The organism is Hydrogenovibrio halophilus DSM 15072, from assembly GCF_000384235.1.
GTDB classification, from domain to species: Bacteria; Pseudomonadota; Gammaproteobacteria; order Thiomicrospirales; family Thiomicrospiraceae; genus Hydrogenovibrio; species Hydrogenovibrio halophilus.
The window spans coordinates 2,132,601-2,154,687 of the sequence record NZ_KB913033.1 but is presented as its reverse complement, the minus strand read 5'-3'; the positions used below and the strand labels follow the sequence as shown (position 1 = coordinate 2,154,687).

Here is a 22,087-nt window from a genome sequence, read left to right as displayed (position 1 = left end):
TTTTTTCCTTCTCTCCATTCCCTTTTCTTTACGTTTCCGACGTCATAAACGCCTGCAAGTCGTCCATGTCTCCCTGAAAACGAAACGTCTGCGGGTGTTTTTTCATCTGATAATCGTACATGGGGTCGTAATATTCGGTCAGCAGAATCTCAATCCAGCTTCGGTGTCCGCCGGGATCGCCCTGCTGCGCCTGTGTCTGCTGTGCCTGATCAAAGGCGGCCATGACCCTTTGATAACGCTCCCCGCCCAGTCGTTTGCGGATGCGGAAAAAGGCCTGGCGCATGAAATCGGTCCAGGCCGCCAGATCCGGGTATTCCTGCTGGGCTTGTAGCACATACTCTTCAAAGGTGTTTTCTATCCGCGTCGCCAATGGGGTTTCCAGTCGCACCCGCTCACCGGCCTGAAACGCCTGATGCACCGAGTGCGGCAGATTGACCGAACCGATGTGCGCCGCTTCGTCTTCCACCACCAGCCGCCCGGGAAAAGCGTGCAATTGCCGTATCAGGGCCGCCGCCAGACGGTTTTCAAAGTCGATCTGGCTGGGCTGCGGCGTGGCGTGACGCCCGAAAGCCGACCCGCGGTGATGTGCCAGCCCTTCCAGATCGACGGTATGAGGCAGGCGGTCCAGCAACCGCGTTTTTCCGCAGCCGGTGCGTCCGGCGATTACCCATACCTGCGTACCCTGCTCTGCCAACGTTTCCGGCAGACGTTGCAGATAATCAAACAAATAGCGACGAAACGCTTTGTAGCCGCCTTTGACACGCACAATCGAGCTGCCCTGCTCGGCCAGCCACTGCTGAGCGATTTTTGAACGCAAGCCACCACGAAAGCAATACAGCAATGCCTGAGGGTGCGCCTGCATAAATGCCTGCCAGGCCTGAATGCGAGGCTGGCGTACGGCGTCATTGACCAGTTCATGGCCCAGCCTGATGGCTTCCGTCTGACCGTGCTGTTTATAGCAACGACCGACTTTTTCCCGTTCCTCATCGTTCATCAACGGCAGATTCACACTGTGTTCGAACGCACCCTGGGCAAATTCGACCGGCGCACGCACATCGATCAGCGGTGTCTGATTCAATACCATCGACTGGAAGTCGTCACTGGTGGGCAGGAGCCGTTCCGTCATCACTCCACCTCAATCCGCGGCGTACCGGCCTCATGGGCCAGTGTCTGCCCAATGGAAGCAAGGGTCAGTCCGTGAGAAGCGGCGCAGGCCTTGAAGGCCTCCACGGCTTCGGGCCGCACCACGGCAAGCAGCCCGCCGGACGTCTGCGGATCGCAAAGCAAATGTTTGTGATCGTCGCTCAGAACCGAGCCGATCTGATGGCCGTAACTTTCAAAATTGCGCAAAGTACCGCCGGGGACACAGCCCTGAGCCAAATAGTCCTGCACAGACGGCAGCACCGGCACCTGGTCGAAATCAATCCGTGCGCCAATGTCACTGCCTTCACAGATTTCGAGCAGATGCCCCAGCAAACCAAAACCGGTCACATCGGTCAGACAGGTCACCCCTTCCATTCTGGCCAGATCGGTGCCGATCCGATTCAAGGTGGTCATGGTCTCAATCGCCATCTGCATGTGCGCTGGCTGGATTTTCTTTTGCTTTTGCGCGGTGGTGAGCACGCCGATGCCCAGCGGCTTGGTCAGAAACAGCTCACAACCGGCTTCGGCGTCGGTATTGCGCTTGAGGTAACGGTTCTCCACCTGACCGGTCAAGGCCAGACCGAAAATCGGTTCGGGGGTGTCAATCGAGTGCCCGCCCGCCAGAGGGATGCCTGCGTCTTCGCAAGCGGCCCGCCCGCCTTCGATCACCTGCTGACCGGCCTCAGGCGGCAACGCGTCCACTGGCCAGCCAAAAATCGCAATCGCCATCAACGGGCGACCGCCCATGGCATAGACATCGCTGAGGGCATTGGTGGCGGCAATCCGCCCGAAGGTATAGGGGTCGTCCACAATCGGCATAAAGAAATCGGTGGTGCTCAGCACCGACGTGCCATCCCCCAGATCGTAAGCCGCCGCATCGTCGCGGGCATCATTGCCGACCAAGAGATTTGGGTGTGCGATCGGGGGTTGCTGTGTCGCCAGCATCCGGTCCAACAGCTGTGGGGAGATTTTGCAGCCGCAGCCGGCACCGTGGCTGTATTCGGTCAACTGAATCGGGGAATGGGCGCCGGGTGTCTGGGTCATAGGTTCGCCTGGGTAAATCACGACATTTTAATCGATTTTAAGAGGGTTACAATCAGGCCTGGTAAAAATAGAGGTTTCACAAGAGACTTGAGTGAGAAACGGCATCAAAAAAGAACGCAGACGTATTGATTTATAAAGGAAAAAGAATTTAAAAGGGAAAAGACAAAAAATGATGGCGGAGTGGACGGGACTCGAACCCGCGACCCCCTGCGTGACAGGCAGGTATTCTAACCAACTGAACTACCACTCCGTAGAGAAACTGTATGGTGGGTGATGCTGGGCTCGAACCAGCGACCCTCGCCTTGTAAGGGCGATGCTCTCCCAACTGAGCTAATCACCCGAATGAATCAACATCCGAAATAAAATGGCGGAGTGGACGGGACTCGAACCCGCGACCCCCTGCGTGACAGGCAGGTATTCTAACCAACTGAACTACCACTCCGTATTGCAATTCAAAAGAATGGTGGGTGATGCTGGGCTCGAACCAGCGACCCTCGCCTTGTAAGGGCGATGCTCTCCCAACTGAGCTAATCACCCATTCTGTCAAATCGCATGCTTTTCCGAGTACCGAAAAGCGCTCGTGTCTCGCTTGGAATCTTTTGAATGCCTCGCTCAACAGATGGGCGTATTATAAGGTTCCAGCCCCGGTTGTCAAACCCTTTTGCGGCTTTTTTTACATTTTTTTGACTGCCTGAAAAGGCAAGAAAACGGGGCTTTGAGCGAGGAAAGCGCCCATAAAAAAACCCGTCGATATGACCGCATTTGACAAGCCATTTCAGACGGGTGCTCGCTGTGAACGGAACGCTCCGATACAACGGAAATTCGGATCAGTTAACGGCTTCTTTCAAAGCCTTACCAGGGGTGAATTTTGGTACTTTGGCAGCTGGGATTTTCATTTCCGCACCAGTCTGAGGGTTGCGGCCTGTGCGCGCAGAACGTTCGCCCACTTTAAAGGTACCAAACCCGATAATCGCAACCGAATCGCCAGAAGTCAACGCCTTGGTGACATTGTTTACGGTGGCATCCAGGGCTTTGGCGGCATCTGCTTTGGTCAAACCGGCTTCGTCTGCAATGGCACTCACTAGTTCAGTCTTATTCATGATTCAAGTTTCTCCATAAGTTTTTAAGTATTCTGTCCACCCTCGATCAGGCTTGAAGGTAGTTATATCAGCGTTAAACATTTACTGTCAAGCGCCAATGCACGAAAACCGCTGTTTTCAGTGGTGTTTGCGCTCTTTTTTGCCTGAAACCTTGCTCAAATCGCGGTTGGCGACGGCGGACCCGACATCGGCTTCGTGCAGACGGCCTTCCAGAGAAAGCCCTCTGAGATCGTGCAAAGCCGGATTTTCGGCTTCTGCATAAGCACTGAATGCCTCCGGCAGATCCGCCAGCGCAATCGCAAACACTTCGTCAATCCACTGCACCGGGTGAATGTCCAAACCGGCTTTGACCTCCTCCGAAATCTCGCTCAAGTCACGGACGTTCTCGTAAGGGATCAGCACCGTTTTGATGCCACCGCGACCGGCTGCCAGCAATTTTTCTTTCAGACCGCCAATGGGCAATACTTCGCCTCGCAGCGTGATTTCACCGGTCATGGCCACATCGCGGCGTACCGGAATGTGAGTCAACACCGAAGCAATGGCGGTGCAGATGGCAATTCCCGCACTGGGCCCGTCTTTTTTGGTCGCCCCTTCCGGAAAGTGCAGATGCACGTCCTGTTTTTCATAAAAGTCGGGGTCCAGCCCCAGTTCCTTGTAGCGGCTGCGAATCACGCTCATGGCCGTTTTGGTGGACTCCTCCATCACGCTGCCCAACTGCCCGGTGGAGGTGTGGGTGCCTTTGCCCGGCATCGCTGTGGCTTCGATGCGTAACAGGTCACCGCCCACACGCGTCCAGGCCAGACCGGCGACCTGACCGATGCGGTTTTGCTCATCGGCCAGTCCGATGCGGTATTTGGGAATCCCCAGATAATCGTTGAGCGCTTCCACATCCCCAGAAATCGGCGCCTGCGCCTTGTCTGTCACCAGCCGGGTGATGGCCTTTCGGCAGATTTTGGCCAACTGCTGATCCAACAGACGCACCCCGGCTTCGCGGGTGTATTTTCGGATGATTTCGTTGATGGCGCCGTCTGTGACCGACAATTCGCCGTCTTTGACGCCATGGTCTTTCATCGCCTTGGGCAGCAAGTGCTCCCGGGCAATGTGGGCTTTTTCATTTTCGGTGTAACCGGACAGATTGATGATTTCCATCCGATCCAACAGGGGTTCGGGAATGTCCATGGAATTGGAGGTGGCCACAAACATCACATCCGACAGGTCGTAATCCACCTCCAGATAATGATCATTGAAGCGACCGTTCTGTTCCGGGTCCAGGACTTCCAGCAAGGCACTGGCGGGGTCACCGCGGTGATCACGCCCCATCTTGTCGATTTCATCCAGCAAAAACAACGGGTTGCGAGTGCCCGCATTTTTCATTTTCTGGATAATACGTCCGGGCATGGCCCCGAGATAGGTTTTGCGGTGCCCGCGAATTTCAGCTTCATCCCGGACGCCGCCCAGAGACATGCGCACAAACTTGCGCCGGGTGGCTCCGGCAATGGAACGCGCCAGCGAGGTTTTGCCCACGCCCGGCGGTCCCACCAGACACAAAATCGGCCCCTTGATTTTATTGACCCGTTTTTGCACAGCCAGATACTCGACGATCCGTTCCTTGACCTTTTCCAGCCCGTAATGTTCCTGATCCAGCAGGGCTTCGGCTTTGGTCAGATCCTTGGAAATCCGTGAACGCTTTTTCCACGGCAAGGCCAGCAACCAGTCAATGTAGGTGCGGATAATATTGGCTTCCGGCGACTGCGGCTGCATCATCTTGAGTTTGCGCAGCTCTTCCTTGGCCGCATCCCGGGCCCCCTGACTCATATCAGACTGTTCGACTTTTTCCTGCAGGCGCGCCATTTCGGTCTTGCCGTCTTCGGATTCGTCGCCCAATTCTTCGTGAATCGCCTGTAATTTGGTGTTCAGGTAAAAATTGCGCTGGGTCTGATCCATCTTCTTTTTGACGCGCTGATTGATGCGGTTTTCCGATTCCAGCAGGTCGATTTCCACTTCCAGCGTGGACAGAATGTGCTCCAACCGGGCCTGAACCGATAGAATTTCCAGCAGCCCCTGCTTTTCTTCAATGCCCAGTTTCAGGTGCGCTGAAATGGTGTCCACCAGACGGTTGGGATCGGTGGTTTTCTGAACCGTTTTTTTGACCTCACTCGGAATCTTCCGTTTCAGCCCGGCGTATTCTTCAAACCGCGTCTGAATGGTGCGCACCAGCGCCTCGACTTCATGATCAAGGGTTTCGTCGGAAACCACCTCAGAGACTTCGCCAGTCAGGAAATCGCCGCTGTCTTCCAACCCCAGCAGTTTGAAACGCTTGATGCCCTCCACCAGCACTTTGATGGTGCCATCGGGCAATTTCAGCAACTGCAGGATGTTGGCCATCACCCCGGTCTGGTAAAGGTTCTGCAGTTCGGGGGTCGATTCCCCTGCGTCTTTCTGGGTCACCAGAAAAATCTGTTTGTCGGCCTTCATGGCTGCGTTCAACGCATTCATGGATTTTTCCCGGCCCACAAACAGTGGCACAACCATGCCGGGAAACACCACCACGTCTCTCAATGCCAGCACAAACACATTGTTTTTGTAATCGATCTGTTCTATGTCCATGAAGGTCTCGCTTTGATTTTAACTGGAAGCCTTTTTGGCGGATTCGGCATACATCAATACCGGTTTTTTCTTACCTTGAATCACCCCTTTGTTGACCACCACCTTTTCCAGGTTCTGCAGGCTGGGCAATTCGTACATGGTGTCTAGCAAGGTTTTCTCCAAAATGGAGCGCAGGCCTCGGGCACCGGTTTTGCGTTCAATCGCCAACTTGGCAATTTCAGTCAGGGCGTCCTTACGGAACTGCAATTCCACCCCTTCCAGTTCAAACATTTTTTCGTACTGTTTGATCAGCGCGTTTTTGGGTTGGGTCAAAATTTCGATCAGCGCTTTTTCATCCAGTTCTTCCAGAGACGCCACCACAGGCAGACGCCCGACAAATTCCGGGATCAGACCGAACTTGTTCAAGTCTTCCGGTTCGATCTGGCGCAGTGCCTCGGATGGCTTGCTTTTCTGCTCTTTGGTTTTCACCTCGGCGGAAAAGCCAATCCCGGCATTTTTTTCCGTGCGCTGTTCAATGATTTTCTGCAGGCCTTCAAAAGCCCCGCCCACAATAAACAGAATCTTGGACGTATCGACTTGAATCATGTCCTGATTCGGGTGCTTGCGACCGCCCTGTGGCGGAATGCTGGCCACAGTGCCTTCGATCAGTTTGAGCAGAGCCTGCTGAACCCCTTCGCCCGACACGTCCCGTGTGATCGAAGGGTTTTCCGATTTCCGAGTGATTTTATCGATTTCATCGATGTAGATGATCCCGCGCTCGGCCTTTTCCGGGTCATTGTCGCAACGCTGCAACAGCTTCAGCAAGATGCTTTCCACGTCTTCGCCCACATAACCGGCTTCGGTCAAGGTGGTGGCATCGGCAATAGCAAAAGGCACATCCAGCAGTCGGGCCAATGTCTGGGCCAGCAGGGTTTTGCCGGAACCGGTCGGACCGATCAGCAGAATGTTGCTTTTATCCAGTTCCACATCGTCTTTTTTGTGGCCCTGCTGTAATCGACGATAGTGATTGTAAACGGCCACCGACAGCACTTTTTTCGCCTGATTCTGGCCGATCACATAATCGCCGAGAATGTGACTGATTTCCTGCGGCGTGGGCAGGTCGGTCAGTTCAAATCCCAGACCGGAGGCGTCGGCTTCTTCACCGAACTCTTCCTGGAGAATGTCGTTGCACAATTCAACACACTCGTCGCAGATATAGACGGAAGGACCGGCGATCAGTTTTTTGACTTCGTCCTGGGCTTTGCCGCAAAAGGAACAATACAGGGTTTTTCCACTCATTCAGACTGCCTTTTTCAATTCTTGGAGTCCGGTGCTTTGGCGCTGAAACGGTTGAAAACAATAAAACGTGCCTCATTTTTCAACCGGCTTTTCACACTCGCACCAGACTGCTTCTTCTGTAATATTGGGGGGTTTTTGGCCGAATTCAACCTCAGCGCTGGGTGATCACCTTGTCCACCAGACCATATTCGCAGGCTTCTTCGGCGTTCATAAAGTTGTCTCGGTCCGTGTCGCGCTCAATCACGTCCAGTGGCTGGCCGGTGTGTTCGGCCAGAGCCTTGTTCAAGCGGCTTTTGACCTGAATGATTTCCTTGGCATGAATCTCAATGTCCGAAGCCTGCCCCTGAAACCCGCCCAGAGGCTGGTGAATCATGATGCGGGAATTGGGCAGGGAAAAGCGCTTGTCTTTGGCTCCGGCCGACAGCAAAAACGAGCCCATGCTGGCCGCCTGGCCAATGCACATGGTGCTGACATCCGGCTTGATAAAACGCATGGTGTCATAAATGGCCATGCCCGCAGAAACACTGCCCCCAGGCGAATTAATGTAAAGGTGGATGTCCTTGTCCGGGTTTTCCGATTCCAGGAACAACAACTGTGCCACGATCAGATTGGCCATCTGATCTTCCACCTGTCCCACCAGAAAAATCACCCGTTCTTTCAAAAGACGGGAATAGATGTCGAACGAGCGTTCGCCACGGCTGGTCTGTTCGATCACCATTGGGATCAGGGCATCTTGAATCGGCATGGATGACATGTATCGGTTCCTTTGCGTGTTGTGACATTAAATCGAAATTAAAATCGGTTTGCAGCATTCGCGCTGTCTTGCGCTTATCTTAGCGGCTATCCGCACAAAAATAAATGCGGCAAAAAAAATCCGCGCAACAGTACCAGACCATTACGCGGATTGGCTTTCGCTTTCAGCGCAGCGTGAGAACGGGTTTAGGCGCCCGGTGCCACGACCTCGTCAAAGCTCTTTTTCACTTCTTTGGCCTTGGCCTGATCAAGCACCATCTGCATGATCTGTTTTTCCACCAGAATCGCGTCCACTTCTTTCTGCGCGTTCGGGTTCTTGGCGTACCAGCCAATCACTTCCTGTGGGTCTTCGTACGACGCGGCCTGTTCTTCGATGTAGGCACGACGGTCTTCGTCGCTGGCCTGCAGCTTGTGCTCTTTGATCACATCGCCCAGAACCAGGCCGATTTTGACGCGTTTTTCGGCGTCTGGCTTAAACGTTTCTGGCGTCATGCCCAGATCTTCCGGCTTGAGGCCTTGCTGCTGAAACTGCTGCATCTGCTGCTGCATCAGGCTCTGTGCTTCCTGATCGATCAGCGATTGCGGCACGGTCAGGTCGACCGCTTCGGCCAGCGCGTCCATCACCGCGCTGCGGTTTTTGTTGTCCACCGTGCGCTGCAATTCTTTTTCCATGTTGTCACGGATTTCTTTGCGTAGCGCTTCTTCGGTGCCTTCTTCCACACCGAATGACTTAACAAACTCTTCGTCCACTTCCGGCATTTGTTTGGTCTGCACCGAATGCACGGTGATGTCAAAGGTGACGGTCTGGCCTTTCAATTCTTCGGACTGGTAATCGTCGGGAAAGGTCACTTCAATGGTTTTTTCTTCGCCCTTTTTCATGCCGACAATGCCGTCCTCAAAACCGGGGATCATTCGACCGGAACCCAGCTCCAGCGGCACGTCTTCGGCGGAACCGCCTTCAAACGGTTCGCCATCTTTTTTGCCGACGAAATCCATGATGACCTGATCGCCTTCACGCGCCTTTTTGTTGCCGTTGGCGGGTTTCCAGGCAGCCTGCTGCTCACGCAGTTTGTCAATCATCTTATCGACATCCTTGTCGGTGATTTCGGACGCGATCTTTTCAACCTTCAGCTTGGCGAAGTCCGGCAGGGTCACTTCCGGAAACACTTCAAAGCGTGCGGTGTAGACAATCTGTCCGTCCTTGTGATCCAGTTCATCAATCTGGGGCTGACCGGCAATGTTCAGGTCCTCCTTCTGAATCGCTTCCTGGAAAGACTCCTGGACCGCTTCGCCCATCATTTCCTGAAAAACCTGCTGACCATAACGCTGCTTGACGATTTTCATGGGCACTTTGCCCGGACGGAAACCGTCCATTTTCACATTGCGGCGCATCTGGGCCAGTTTCTTGTCCACTTTGCTGTCCAGGCTTTCTGCCGGCAGCGTGACATTCATCGTGTGTTCCAGACCTTCCTGAGGTTTTTCGACTGATACTTGCATTGGCGTCCATCTCAAATTGGTTAAAAAGTGTTGTTCGTTCGCTTTGCCCAAACCCGATACCGAGACGACCAGCCCCTGCTCGGCCGCGAAACAGCGTCAAAAGATCAACGGTTTGCGACAAAATTCAAATTAGCCGCAAATTATACTGTTTTTACTGCGCAATGAAAAGACAACGCCGGTAAGAGACAGGAAGATCACCAGGCCTGGTCATTTTTGCCATGTGGTGATTGCAATTTTCGCCAGCCTGATTAAGATTGTCGGGATTGATCAGAAACTCACCGCAAAAGGATGTTCTATGAGTATTGAAAAAGTCATGATGTTGATTGTTGGAACCATGGTATTGCTGTCGGCGGTACTGGCTTATTACTTCTCGCCGCTTTGGTTGTTGCTGACCGCTTTCATCGGCCTGAACCTGCTGATTTCCGGCTTTACCGGCTTCTGTCCGATGGTGCTGATTCTGCGCAAGCTGGGCCTGAAGCACGGCTGTGCTTTCCGTGGCTGCAACGCCGAAAACCAGATCGGTTAATCGGCCTCAGTCAATCGAAATTCCCGCGGCCGAATGGCCGCGTCAAAGACTTTCGTGACCAATTTGTGACCATGTTTTGACCAGGCCTGGTCAAATTTGGCTCTGCTCACACTTTCTCAACCGGCCTGTTCCAGTTCGGCTTTGGTCTGCTCAAACACGTCCTGTTCTGACAGCCAGTCTTCTTCAGCTTTTTCCTGCTTGCTTTTCCACTCGGCTTCTTTTTTCAACTGCGTTTGCAGAAGCGCACTGTTTTCGGCCTGATAGAGTTCTGGATCGGCCATCTCCTGATGCAGCTGTTCCAGTGCCTGCTCACATTGTTGCAACGTGGCTTCCAGCTTGGACAAACGTTTTTTGATGGGGGCCAGTTGTTTTTGAATGGCCTGACGTTTTTGTGCGGCTTGCTGCCGACCGGCTTTTCTGGATTGCGAAGGGGCTTTGGTTTTGCCCTCGTTTTTGCCTTCTGCGCTGACGGACCCGGCCGGCGCTTTCAGAGCCTGCAATCGTTGTTGCAGATAAGCGTCCAAACCGCCGTGAAACGGCTTCACTTTGCCGTGATGCACCCACCAGAACTGATCGACCAGACTGCTTAACAGATGTTGATCGTGCGTGACCAGAATCAAGGCCCCGGAAAACGCCTGCAGCGCCATGTCCAACGCGTCCCGGGTTTCCATGTCCAAGTGGTTGGTGGGTTCGTCCAAAATCAGCAGATTGGGTTTCTGAAACACCATCAACGCCAGCGACAGACGCGCCTTTTCACCGCCGGAAAAGGTTTTGACCCGCCCCAGAGCCTTGTCGCCGGTGAACCCGAACTGCCCCAGAAAATTCCGCGCTTCCTGATCGGTCACCCGCGAACCGTCCTCATGCCTGAGTTGTTGCAGGTGCGCCATCGGCGTATGATCCAGCTGCAGCGCCTCCAGCTGATGCTGAGCAAAATAGGCCGTTTTCAGGCCTCTGGCTTCGGTGACCTTGCCCTGTTGCGGGATCAGATCGCCGACCAGACATTTCAGCAGCGTGCTTTTGCCGGACCCGTTGACCCCGACCAGCCCAATGCGATCTCCGGCACGCAAGGTCAAATCGACGCCGTCAATAATGGGCGGCTCGGAAGCCTGATAGGCAAACCGCAATTCCGACACGGTCAACATTGGGTCCGGCAACTGAGCCGGCGCAAAAAATTCAAATCGGAACGGGTTGCTGGCCTGAACCGCCGCCACCGTTTCCATCCGCTCCAGGGCTTTGATCCGGCTTTGTGCCTGTTTGGCCTTGGTCGCCTGGGCCCGAAAGCGGTCAATAAAGCCCTGCAAATGTTGCATCTGCTGCTTTTGTTTTTCGTGCAACGCCTGTTGCTGCATCAACTGTTCGTGTCGCTGCCGCTCAAAGGCGGCAAAGTTGCCCCGGTAATAATACAAACGCCGGTTTTGCAGATGCGCAATCCCTTCAACCACCTCGTCCAGAAAATGCCGATCGTGCGAAATCACCAGCAAAGCACCGGAAAATCCCTGCAACCACGGAATCAGCCAGGCAACGGCCTCAATGTCCAGATGGTTGGTGGGCTCATCCAGCAACAGCAGATCCGATCGCTGCATCAAGGCGCGTGCCAGTTTCAGGCGCACCTGCCAGCCCCCGGAGAAGTTTCGGACCGGGCGAGCCAGATCATCGGTTGTGAATCCCAACCCCATCAGCATCTGTTTGGCCTGGGGTTCGACCCGGTAGCCATCGATCTGGTCCATCCGGTCCCAGGCCTGGGCCAGCGCATCGTCATCCGAACGGGATTGCGCCTCGGCAATCTGATCCGACGCCTCGGCATAGAGCGCGTCCCCGCGCATCACAAAATCCAGCATGGGTTCGTCGGTGGGCGGCAATTCCTGCTCCACCTGCCCCATTTGCCAGCCCGGCGGCTGGGTGATCTCACCCGCGTCCAGCGAATGCTGGCCGGAAATCGCTTTGAACAAAGTGGATTTGCCGCTGCCGTTGGCCCCGATCAAGCCGATTTTCTGACCGGGATGCACCGTCAGAGACGCATTTTCAATCAGTGGTTCCGGTCCGACCCGAAGGGAGACGTCCGTCAGTTGCAGCATATTACTCCGACTCAGATAAGGTGATGTGGCCGTCGTGCAATCGGTAAATCCGATCCATGCGTGTGGCCAGGGATAAATCGTGGGTGACGGTCACCAGAGCGGTCTGATGCGACGCATTCAGGGAAAGCATCAAATCGAATATCTGTGCCGCCGAGGTGTCGTCCAGATTGCCGGTGGGTTCGTCCGCCAGAATGCAGGCCGGTTCGGTGATCAAGGCCCGTGCAATCGCCACTCTCTGACGTTCGCCGCCAGACAGTTCGGAAGGTTTGTGCGCGCTTCGATGCGCCAACCCCACCTGATCCAGCAGCGTCAACGCCTTTTGACGACTTTTGGCGGTGTCGGTACGACGAATGCGCAGCGGCAGCATCACGTTTTCCAGTGCGGTGAGTTCCGGTAGCAGAAAATGAAACTGATACACAAACCCCATGTACTGATTGCGCATGCGGCCCCGGCGGGCTTCGCTCCTGGCCGAAAACGGCTGGCCCATCAAAGCAATCTCCCCTTCTGTCGGCGCATCCAGACCGGCCAGCAAATGCAACAGGGTGCTTTTGCCCGAACCGGATGCACCGACAATGGCGACCTTTTCCCGGGGCTGCAGATAAAAATCCAGCGGTTGCAGTACGGTGGTGCGGTGCTCCCCGTCCTGATAGGTTTTGCTCAGTCCGTGGGCTTCCAGAATTCGATCAGTCATAACGCAATGCCTCCACAGGTCGGGTTTTGGCCGCCCGTCTGGCCGGATACAGTGTTGCCAGCAGCGTCAGGACAAAAGCCACGCCCGCCACGGTATACACATCGTCCCAATGCAAGTCCGAAGGAATGCTGGAAATGTAATACACATCCGGCGGGAAGAATTCAAAACCGAACACCCCTTCGATAAACGGGATGATGACATCGATGTTCCACGACAGGGCAACGCCCCCTGCCACGCCCAGCAAGGCACCAATCACGCCAATGACCAGACCTTGAATCATAAAAATCATGGAAATGCTGTTGGGGCTGGCCCCCAGCGTGCGCAGCACCGCAATGTCTTTTTGTTTGTCGGTGACCACCATCACCATGGTCGAGACGATATTGAAGGCCGCCACCATAATAATCAGCGCCAGCACGATGAACATCATGCGTTTTTCCATTTCAATGGCGCGGAAAAAATTGGCATGCTGCTGGGTCCAGTCGCGCACATAGAGCGTTTTGGGCACATTCACGCCCACGCTTTGGCGCACCCGGTTGACCAGAAACATGTCGTCCAGCCGCAACTGCAGGGCCGACACCTGTTCGCCCAGTTTGAACACCCGCTGGGCGTCGGCCATATGCACAAAAGCCAGTCCGGCATCGTATTCGTGCATGCCCACTTCAAACAGGCCGCTGATGGTAAAGCGTTTCAACCGTGGCATCATGCCCAGCGGCGACACCGAGCCCTGAGGAGCCACCAGCGTGATCTTGTCACCGATGCTGACGCCCAGCGCATTGGCCAGCTCCATGCCGATGATCATGTTGTAATCCCGATCCGCCAGAGTGTCCATGTCGCCGGTCACCATTTTTTCCGACAGACTGGCCACCTCGGGCTCGAACTCAGGCAGAATCCCCTTGACCATCACCCCTTTGACCCGACCATTCAGGCTCAACATGCCCTGACCGGACACATTGGGCGCAGCCCCGGTCACATGCGGCAAAGTCTGCACCTGAGCATAGAGTGATGGCCAGTCGGACAAGCGTTCGCCCTGTTCAGCCAGGGTCATATGCGGGGTCATGTCCAGAATCCGGTCACGCAATTCTTTCTGAAACCCGTTCATGATCGACAGCACCACAATCAGTGCGGTCACGCCCAGGGCGATCCCGATCATGGACGAGAAGGAAATAAAGGAGATGAAGCCATTACGGCGTTTGGCCCGAGTATAGCGAAGCCCCAGGAGCAATTCATAAGGAAGTTGAAACATTGTGTTTTATCGACTTTTGTTTTGAAACCGTTTGGCGCAACGGCCTATTTGTCTGCGTGAGGCGCAAATCGGAAGACCGGCAACCCGATATTGAACACCAACCCGATCACCCGCAACGCCAGAATGGTCAGCACACTGACCACCAGAGCCCAATCCTGGGGCAACCCGAAATCGATCAGCAACAATAGCAGACTCAACCCCAGAAAAGAAGCCGTGGCGTAGATTTCTTTACGCAGAATCAATGGCACTTCGCCCATCAGAACATCGCGGATCATGCCACCGACCACGCCACTCATGATCCCCGCCATAATCACAATCGGGTCAGAATGCCCCAAGACCATCGCCTTCTGAGCCCCGATCACACTGAACGTCGCCAGGCCCAGCGCATCCAGATACATCAGCCAGCGCATCGGCATGGGTCGCAGGCGGGCATAGGCGAACATCAGCAGAGTGGTCACCACCACCACGTAGATGTAAAGGTTTTCCCCCACCCAGAAAACGGGCTGATCCAGAATCAAATCGCGCAAGGTACCGCCGCCAACGGCCGTGACCATGGCAATCACAATCGCCCCGAACAGATCCAGCTGCTTGCGATTGGCCGCCAGCAATCCGGTCATGGCAAACGCCACAGTGCCGAGAAAATCGAGGTAATGTAACGTGATGGCCAAGGTCATGACGGCATTATAAAGGGCTTGGGTGCGCAACGCCAGATGGACTTTTGACCAGGCCTGGTCATAAAGCGATTGTCAGAGACAAAAAACCCCGCCGTAGCGGGGTCGTCATCACATAAACAGGCGAACGTCTTGCGTTTACTTGTCTTTCAAGCGGTTGATGCCCAGCATTTTCATTATGTACTTCTGGTAAATCGGTTCGGAATTGCCCGATTTCATATTGCGGATAAAGTATTTTTCAAAGGCAATCTTGGCCAGATGCACCCATTTACCGCGCTTGGCCCAGGTCAAATTACGCGGTGGAATCTGCGGCAAGGCCACAAACGCCGCCCCCGTATCGCCCATGTCGGCCAGACAGACGGTGTTCCAGGTCGGTTCCGAAGTGGGTTCCTTGCCGCTGAGACTGTCTTCGATGTTGTGACAGATGGCCGTGACCATCGACTCGATCATCAGACCGGTTTTGGGCGTGCCCACCGGCACCGGGGTTTTTTCCACCGGCGGAATGGCAATGCCCACACCCAGCGCATAGATATTATGGTAAGTCGGGTTGCGACTGAGATTGTCCACCTTCACAAAACCACGTGGGTTGACCAGCGGACCACCGTCATCGCCCTGCGCCTGATCCTGAAGGAATTGCGTCCCTTTGAACGCCGGCAGCATCATCGAATATTTGTATGGCAGTTCGTGCTGGTCAATCACTTCGCCACGGTTGTTGTGCTCGTCCACATACATGATGCCGTTTTCGATTTTGGTGACCTTGGCGTTGCAAATCCAGTTGATATGACGGTTGCGCATTTCCGCTTCCAACAAACCTTTGGAATCGCCGACACCGCCCAGACCCAAATGACCGATGTACGGTTCGGACGTGACATAGGTCATCGGCACCTGATCGCGGATTTTGCGCTTGCGCAGATCGGTTTCCATGATCATCGCAAACTCATAAGCCGGACCATAACAGGAAGCGCCCTGCACCGCACCCACCACGATCGGTCCCGGGTTTTCGCAGAATGCTTCCCACTCTTCGAAGGCTTCGGTGGCGTGTGCCGTGGTACAGACCGACACCGTATTGCCGCCGTGACTCTTGGGACCCATGCCTTCGACTTCGTGAAACGCCAACGAAGGGCCGGTGGCCAGAATCAGATAGTCGTATTCCATTTCCTGACCGTCGTCCAGCGTCAAGGTGTTCTTGTCGGGATCCATCGCGGTCACGGTCTGGTGAAAAAACTCAATCCCCTTGCGAGTCAGATGCGGTTCCAGCTTGAACGAAATGTCTTCGGGCTTGCGCCAGCCGACCGCCACCCAGGGGTTGGAAGGCACAAACTGAAATTCATCAATCGCGTTCACGACCTTTACCGTGTGTTCTTTTCCCAAATGCTTGCGCACGTCATACGCCATCGGCAGACCGCCGGTGCTGGACCCTACAATCACAATTGTCGACATATACTCACTTCCTACGCATTTAAAATCAATTTCTGAACATCTCATCATACCCAGTCCCGGCACAATGAGAAATCAAAAAAACCAATGACCCGCATAAACGATTTTCAATTTGCCGGATCACTGGGATTGTGCTTAGGGTTGCGTGCCATGGCTTGTGCCGGTTGCCACAGCAACAATTGATACGCTGTGATCACCAGTCCGCTGACGGTCACCAGAGCCAGAGACACCATCACGGGGTCACCGGTCAGAGCCAGCACGCCCAGCCCGCTGGCCAGCACCAGCGACGTGACCCAGATGGGGCGTCCCACCGAGCTGAGCGCATAGCGATGACAGGCTTCTGCGGTGTTCAGCAGCGTTGTCTGTTGGGCGCGACGATAACGGGTGTAATAATGCACCGCATCGTCCAGAATCATGCCCATCGGGATCACAAACAGCAAAGCCAGCGGCAGACCCAAATTACTGCCCTGCCACGCCTGCCAGCCGGTCACAGCCGCCAGCACCCACACCAAAGACACCGCCACCGTTGCCACCACCTGCAGACTCAGCCGCAGACTCTGCCAATACGCCCATAACAGCAGCCCGCTGGCCAGCAGCAGGCCCCAGACGGCGGTCAACGCAAACAAAGCCTCAAACAGCCAGACGACCCAGAACAGACTCATCCCCCAGACGCCCCAGCCCAGCCAGTAAAACACCCGCGGCCAGGCCTGCATCCAGCGAGTGAGGCGAACCAGTCCATGGCGGTCGGCGGTATGACCCACTCGAAATGGCATTTGCCCGCGCATGCCCCACCACGGGAACAGGATCAGATACAGCAGCACCGACACCGCCGCCGCCAGCCCCACGGCCCAGGCCATATCCGAAAGCGTTGGTGCCACCCAGGCCGCGGCGGCAAACCCCAGTGCGGTGGTCAGATTCGACAGGGCGACCGGGCCGATGGTCAGTTTCAGCGCTTCGGCCAGCGCATCGTGCTGATACAGACCCCGCGCCATTTCGCGCAGCCAGGTCATGATAATGTGCAACCCATTGCTGAGCGCCATCATCCAGACCACCACCCAGGCCAACATTGCCAGCATCGCCGACAGATCCTGCGTTTGCAGACCCATTGGTGCCTGCGTTGACAAGTCCGGCACCAGCAGTCCGACGCCGACCAGGGTGGTCAGCATCACCAGCAAAGTGATCCCGAACAGCAGCGTTGCCGCCTTCCAAGAATCGAGTGACCAGGCACTGACCGCAAAAGTGACCCCAAACACCGCCAGCCCCCAGCCCCAGTGCGGACTTTGCCACAGCGAAAGCCAGGGACTGTGGCTGTCCAGCAGATGCCCCAGCCCCAGAAGCAATCCCACGGCAACCACAGCAAACCCGCGTGTGGCCCAGCACTGGTAATGCCAGAGCACAAATACCCAATTGCCTATTCCTTGTGACGACATCGTAGCCTCGCTTTGCCGGCACGGACGCAAGTTTTCATGCGTCTGCAACCGGCCTTTTGGTAGAATGGCGCCCATTTTATAAAAGTTCCAGCGCCCATATGCCACAAAAGCCGCAAAAGTCACAAACCGCTCATTCACTGATCCAGTCCGACCTGCCCAATCCGGCAGACGACCATACCCAGCAATGGTGGCATCTGCCCCATCCGCCCGAACAGGCGCTGGCCGTGACCGCACTGGCACAAAAATCACCAGGCCTGGTGGTTTTGCTGACCCAGGACATGACCGGGGCCGACCAGATGACGCGTCTGTTGCGCTTCTTTGCCCCGGATTCGTTGCCGGTGATCGGCTTCCCTGAGTGGGAAACCCTGCCCTACGATCAGTTTTCGCCGCATCAGGACATCATCTCCCAGCGTCTGAAAACGCTTTACCAACTGCCACGACTCAAACAGGGCATTCTGGTGTTGCCCGTCAACACTCTGATGCAGCGAGTGGTGCCGTCGGATTTCATCGAGCAATACACCTTTCTGCTGGAAACCGAACAGACGCTGGACATCGACGCCCTGATCCAGCAACTGGAAATGAGCGGCTATCAGCGGGTGACCCAGGTGATGGAGCATGGCGAATTTGCGATTCGCGGTGCCTTGATCGACCTGTTTCCCATGGGCGCGGAACGGCCCTATCGTCTCGACTTGTTTGACGACGAAATCGAAACCATCCGCTGTTTTGACCCGGAAACCCAGCGCAGCACCGATCAGGTTGAACGAATCGAGCTACTGCCTGCCAAGGAATACGACCTCGGCGCCACCGGCCGGGCCCATTTCCGCCAGCAATGCCTGACCCATTTCGGCGACAACGCCCGCGACAGCCAGCTATATCAGACCGTCAAAAACGGCCAGACGCTGGATGGGCTGGAATACTACCTGCCCCTGTTTTTCGAACAGACCGCCACCTTGTTTGATTACCTGCCGCAATCCAGCCGAGTGGTCATGACCGGCGACCTGACCCATGCGATCGAACTCAACTGGGCCGATTTTCAGGAACGCTACGACATTGCCCGCCACAACCCCGATTACCCGGTTTTGCCGCCGCAGGAGCTGATTCTGCGCGAAGACGCCCTGATGCGCGAACTGGCTGCCAGACCCCGTGTACAGCTGGTTTCCGACGAAACGGCGTCCACCAAAGCGCGCAAGCACCGAGCCGAATTTCAATGGCTGACCGTGCCGCCGCTGCAGATCCAGTCCGACAGCGACTACCCTTTGGCGCGGCTCAATGCGTTTCTGGACCAATACCGACAGGACCATCATGCGCCGGTGATTTTCATTGCCGAATCGGCCGGGCGCCGCGAAACGCTGGTCACGTTGCTCAAACGTCACAAACTGGTGGCGTCCGGCGAACTCAGCCAACCGAAGAACTGGGACCAGGCCCTGGCCGATACCGCACCTTACCGGGTGGTGATCGGGCCGGTGGAACATTCGCTGGTCACGCCCGATCTGGCCCTGATTGCCGAAGCCGACATTTTCGGGCAGACGGTGATCCAGAAGCGTCGCCGCCGACGCAAACACAGCGAATTCGACCAGGCGGTCGCCAACCTGATCGAACTCGACATCGGCCAGCCGGTGGTGCACTACGACCACGGTGTCGGCCGCTATCTGGGGCTGGAAACCATGTCGATTCAGGGCGAAGATCAGGAATTTCTGATGATCGAATACGCGGGCGAAGCCAAATTGTATGTGCCGGTGACCTCGCTGCACCTGATCAGCCGTTATACCGGCGCCAACGCCGACACCGCCCCGCTGCACAAACTGGGCTCCGACAAGTGGGAAAAAGCCAAGAAAAAAGCCGCCGAAAAGGTACGCGATGTCGCCGCCGAACTGCTGGACATCTACGCCCAGCGCGAAGCGCGCAAAGGCCACGCTTTTGAAACCGACGAAGACGCCTACACCCGTTTTGCCGCCGCCTTTCCGTTTGAAGAAACCCCGGATCAGGAAGCGGCGATTGAGGCCGTCGAGGCCGACATGCAGGCCGAACGCCCGATGGACCGTCTGGTCTGCGGCGACGTCGGTTTCGGCAAAACCGAAGTGGCCATGCGCGCCGCATTCATTGCCGCCTACAGCGGCAAACAGGTGGCGATTCTGGTGCCGACCACTCTGCTGGCGCAACAACACATGGAAAGCTTTCGCGATCGCTTTGCCGACTGGCCGATGCGGATTGAAGGCCTGTCGCGTTTTCAGAGCGCCAAGGAAACCAAATCGATTATGGAAGCCGTCTCAAAGGGCGACGTCGACATTCTGATCGGGACCCACAAACTGATCCAGAAAACCATGGCGTTTAAAAACCTGGGACTGATCATCATCGACGAAGAACACCGTTTTGGCGTGCGCCAGAAAGAACAGCTCAAAAAGCTGCGCGCCTCGGTCGATGTTTTGAACATGACCGCCACCCCGATTCCACGCACTCTGAACATGGCCATGAACGACCTGCGCGATCTGTCGATCATTGCCACCGCCCCTGCCAAGCGCCTGGCGGTGCAGACCTTTGTCCAGGAATGGAACCGGGACGTGGTACGCGAAGCCTGTCTGCGTGAAATCCGGCGCGGGGGCCAGGTGTATGTGCTCTTCAACGAAGTCGACAAAATCGAAGCCATGGCCGAAGACATGCAAACGCTGCTGCCCGAAGTCCGGGTCCGCACCGCACACGGGCAAATGCACGAAACCGAACTGGAACGGGTGATGCAGGATTTTTATCATCGTCGTTTCCAGATACTGGTGTGCTCCACCATCATCGAAACCGGGATCGACATTCCCACCGCCAACACCATTCTGATTCACCGTGCCGACAAATTCGGGCTGGCCCAGTTGCACCAGCTGCGCGGTCGCGTCGGACGCTCGCACCACAAGGCCTACGCTTACATGTTCACGCCCGGCGCGCGCGCCATCACCGACGATGCACGCAAGCGTCTGGAAGCGATTGCCAAACACGACACCCTTGGGGCCGGGTTCATGCTCGCCAGTCACGATCTGGAAATTCGGGGCGCAGGCGAACTGCTGGGCGACGGCCAATCCGGCCAGATTCAGGAAGTCGGTTTCACCCTTTATTCCGAATTGCTGGAGCGGGCGGTCAAGGCGCTCAAATCGGGTCAGACGCTGAGTCTGGATCAGGCTCAGAATGCCGGCGTGGAAGTCACCCTGGGCGTGCCCACGCTGATTCCGGAAGACTATCTGCCCGACATCCACACACGGCTGGTGTTTTACAAACGCATTGCCAGCGCCGAAACCGAAGCCGCCCTGAACGAACTCAAAGTGGAAATGATTGACCGCTTCGGCCTGCTCCCTACTCAGGTTTACCACCTGCTGGAAGCCACCGCGCTCAAGCTGAAACTGGCCCCGCTGAATCTGCAGAAGGTCGAAGCCCACGACAGCCTGATTCGCTTTCAATTCGGCGCGCACCCCAATATCGACCCGACGGCGTTGATTCAATTGATTCAGGCGCACCCAAAGTATTACCAACTCAAAGGCCAGAGTGAATTAAAATATTTTGCAGAGATGCCGGAAGTGGACGAACGCATTGCCGCGATTGAAACCATTGCCGCCAGTTTGCGCCCGGCAGACAACCGATAACCGACAAGGAACCGACTATGCCATTGTTCACACGACTGTCCGCGCGGGGAGATCAGCGTTTTCGCCAAATGATGGTGGCCGGGCTGTCCGCTTTGCTGGCCGCCTTTCTGATGGTCAGCCAGAGCCACGCCGCAGAAAAGTTGCCGCGATACCATGTGGAAATCATTGTGTTTGAAACCCTGGCACTGAAAGGCTGGACCGAAGAATACTGGCCCCGGAAAACCGCCGAAGACATTCTGCCCAACTGGCCGAAGCTGCGTTCCATGCCCACCCCGCTCAACCCCAAAGTGCACCGCCTGGATGAGGAAGCCCAAAAAATGACCCGGGAAAAAGGCTATAACAAGCTTTTTCACCAGGCCTGGGTGATCACGGGCGAACCGGAGGATCAAAGCGAACCCTTTAAAATCGAAGTGTTGCCAGGCAATGCCTATCAATCGCGACTGTTCGGCAAAATCACCTTTTACAAATCGCGCTATGCACATGTTCGCCTGAACCTGGGGCTGGAACGCCGCATTCCCAGCCGAGTGCGGGAAGCCTTTGCCGAGCAGCAGCAAACCGAGCTTGAGCTTCTGCCCGATTACTGGCATTTCCAGCTGAAAGAAGCGCGCAAAATCAAATCGGGCGAACTGCATTACTTCGACCACCCCATCTTCGGCGCACTGGTGCAGATTCAGTATCTCGGCGAATGAGTCTGTTTGGACGAAATGCCCAATCTGCCCAAGCATTCACTCGAAACCGAAAGATTGCCCGATCAGCGTACGCCCTCTAAAAGATTCCTCCTCTTCGGTCGCGATACCAAAACCCAATACCAACCGAAAAAAACCGGTGATCAACTGCTGGGGTTGTCAGGGTCCCATCACAAAGATTTCGTTGTGCTTCTTGGCCTTGCCACAGGAAATGTTCCTTGCGCTGTCCGAGCGAAGCGAGTTCGCAAGGGCCCTGTGGCAAGGCCTAGAACGCACAGAAAGCGTGTGC

16 protein-coding genes and 4 tRNA genes are annotated in these 22,087 nt (G+C 55.7%); 3 read left to right on the top strand and 17 right to left on the bottom strand.

The features are described from left to right. Positions 1-28 precede the first annotated feature (28 nt). From mnmH to tig, 11 genes are all read right to left on the bottom strand, one after another. Positions 29-1,126 (bottom strand): tRNA 2-selenouridine(34) synthase MnmH, encoded by a 1,098-nt coding sequence (gene mnmH, locus A377_RS0110380; RefSeq protein ID WP_019896296.1) that lies wholly within the window; start codon positions 1,124-1,126, stop codon positions 29-31. Next, positions 1,126-2,187: a selenide, water dikinase SelD gene (selD, locus tag A377_RS0110375; RefSeq protein WP_019896295.1), complete on the bottom strand. Its 1,062-nt coding sequence runs from the start codon at positions 2,185-2,187 to the stop codon at positions 1,126-1,128. The genes mnmH and selD overlap by 1 nt, the downstream gene beginning before the upstream one ends. A gap of 173 nt (positions 2,188-2,360) precedes the next feature. Further along, positions 2,361-2,437, bottom strand: a tRNA-Asp gene (locus A377_RS0110370). Between the two features lie 14 nt (positions 2,438-2,451). Next, positions 2,452-2,527 (bottom strand) — tRNA-Val (locus A377_RS0110365). A gap of 25 nt (positions 2,528-2,552) precedes the next feature. Continuing rightward, positions 2,553-2,629: transfer RNA gene (locus tag A377_RS0110360), tRNA-Asp, on the bottom strand. Positions 2,630-2,648: 19 nt separating this feature from the next. Then, positions 2,649-2,724: transfer RNA gene (locus tag A377_RS0110355), tRNA-Val, on the bottom strand. 290 nt (positions 2,725-3,014) lie between these two features. Further along, positions 3,015-3,287, bottom strand: a complete 273-nt coding sequence (locus tag A377_RS0110350) for an HU family DNA-binding protein (protein ID WP_019896294.1) — start codon at positions 3,285-3,287, stop codon at positions 3,015-3,017. A 117-nt stretch (positions 3,288-3,404) separates the two neighbouring features. Further along, positions 3,405-5,894: an endopeptidase La gene (gene lon / locus A377_RS0110345; RefSeq protein WP_019896293.1), complete on the bottom strand. Its 2,490-nt coding sequence runs from the start codon at positions 5,892-5,894 to the stop codon at positions 3,405-3,407. Between the two features lie 18 nt (positions 5,895-5,912). Beyond that, entirely contained in the window at positions 5,913-7,172 is a 1,260-nt protein-coding gene (gene clpX, locus A377_RS0110340; RefSeq protein WP_019896292.1) for an ATP-dependent Clp protease ATP-binding subunit ClpX, read from the bottom strand. 151 nt (positions 7,173-7,323) lie between these two features. Then, positions 7,324-7,926: an ATP-dependent Clp endopeptidase proteolytic subunit ClpP gene (gene clpP / locus A377_RS0110335; RefSeq protein ID WP_019896291.1), complete on the bottom strand. Its 603-nt coding sequence runs from the start codon at positions 7,924-7,926 to the stop codon at positions 7,324-7,326. Between the two features lie 185 nt (positions 7,927-8,111). Next, on the bottom strand, positions 8,112-9,422 hold the full coding sequence (gene tig, locus A377_RS0110330; protein WP_019896290.1) for a trigger factor: 1,311 nt from the start codon (positions 9,420-9,422) through the stop codon (positions 8,112-8,114). Positions 9,423-9,717: 295 nt separating this feature from the next. Between tig and A377_RS0110325 the strand changes: the two genes are divergently transcribed. Next, positions 9,718-9,948, top strand: coding sequence for a YgaP family membrane protein (locus tag A377_RS0110325; RefSeq protein ID WP_019896289.1), 231 nt, complete (start codon positions 9,718-9,720; stop codon positions 9,946-9,948). 116 nt (positions 9,949-10,064) lie between these two features. On the opposite strand, the gene A377_RS0110315 is transcribed toward A377_RS0110325, so the two are convergent. From A377_RS0110315 to A377_RS0110290, 6 genes are all read right to left on the bottom strand, one after another. Continuing rightward, positions 10,065-12,023, bottom strand: a complete 1,959-nt coding sequence (locus tag A377_RS0110315) for an ABC-F family ATP-binding cassette domain-containing protein (protein ID WP_019896287.1) — start codon at positions 12,021-12,023, stop codon at positions 10,065-10,067. A 1-nt stretch (position 12,024) separates the two neighbouring features. Beyond that, a complete protein-coding gene (locus A377_RS0110310; RefSeq protein WP_019896286.1) occupies positions 12,025-12,714 on the bottom strand; it encodes an ABC transporter ATP-binding protein in 690 nt (229 codons plus the stop codon). Then, entirely contained in the window at positions 12,707-13,957 is a 1,251-nt protein-coding gene (locus A377_RS0110305; RefSeq protein ID WP_019896285.1) for a lipoprotein-releasing ABC transporter permease subunit, read from the bottom strand. The genes A377_RS0110310 and A377_RS0110305 overlap by 8 nt, the downstream gene beginning before the upstream one ends. Before the next feature lie 44 nt (positions 13,958-14,001). Continuing rightward, the gene (locus tag A377_RS0110300; protein WP_019896284.1) at positions 14,002-14,631 is read right to left on the bottom strand and encodes a trimeric intracellular cation channel family protein; all 630 of its coding nucleotides are present in this window, start codon (positions 14,629-14,631) and stop codon (positions 14,002-14,004) included. A gap of 135 nt (positions 14,632-14,766) precedes the next feature. Then, positions 14,767-16,068 carry an NAD(P)/FAD-dependent oxidoreductase gene (locus A377_RS0110295; RefSeq protein ID WP_019896283.1) on the bottom strand — a complete coding sequence of 434 codons (1,302 nt, stop codon included), beginning with the start codon at positions 16,066-16,068 and terminating at the stop codon, positions 14,767-14,769. Between the two features lie 104 nt (positions 16,069-16,172). Continuing rightward, positions 16,173-17,495, bottom strand: coding sequence for an RND transporter family protein (locus A377_RS0110290; RefSeq protein WP_157760832.1), 1,323 nt, complete (start codon positions 17,493-17,495; stop codon positions 16,173-16,175). A 98-nt stretch (positions 17,496-17,593) separates the two neighbouring features. On the opposite strand from A377_RS0110290, the gene mfd reads away from it, so the two are divergent. Both mfd and A377_RS0110280 read left to right on the top strand, forming a co-directional pair. Continuing rightward, positions 17,594-21,112 carry a transcription-repair coupling factor gene (gene mfd, locus A377_RS0110285; RefSeq protein ID WP_019896281.1) on the top strand — a complete coding sequence of 1,173 codons (3,519 nt, stop codon included), beginning with the start codon at positions 17,594-17,596 and terminating at the stop codon, positions 21,110-21,112. Positions 21,113-21,129: 17 nt separating this feature from the next. After that, positions 21,130-21,801, top strand: coding sequence for a CsiV family protein (locus A377_RS0110280; RefSeq protein WP_019896280.1), 672 nt, complete (start codon positions 21,130-21,132; stop codon positions 21,799-21,801). Positions 21,802-22,087: the final 286 nt, after the last annotated feature.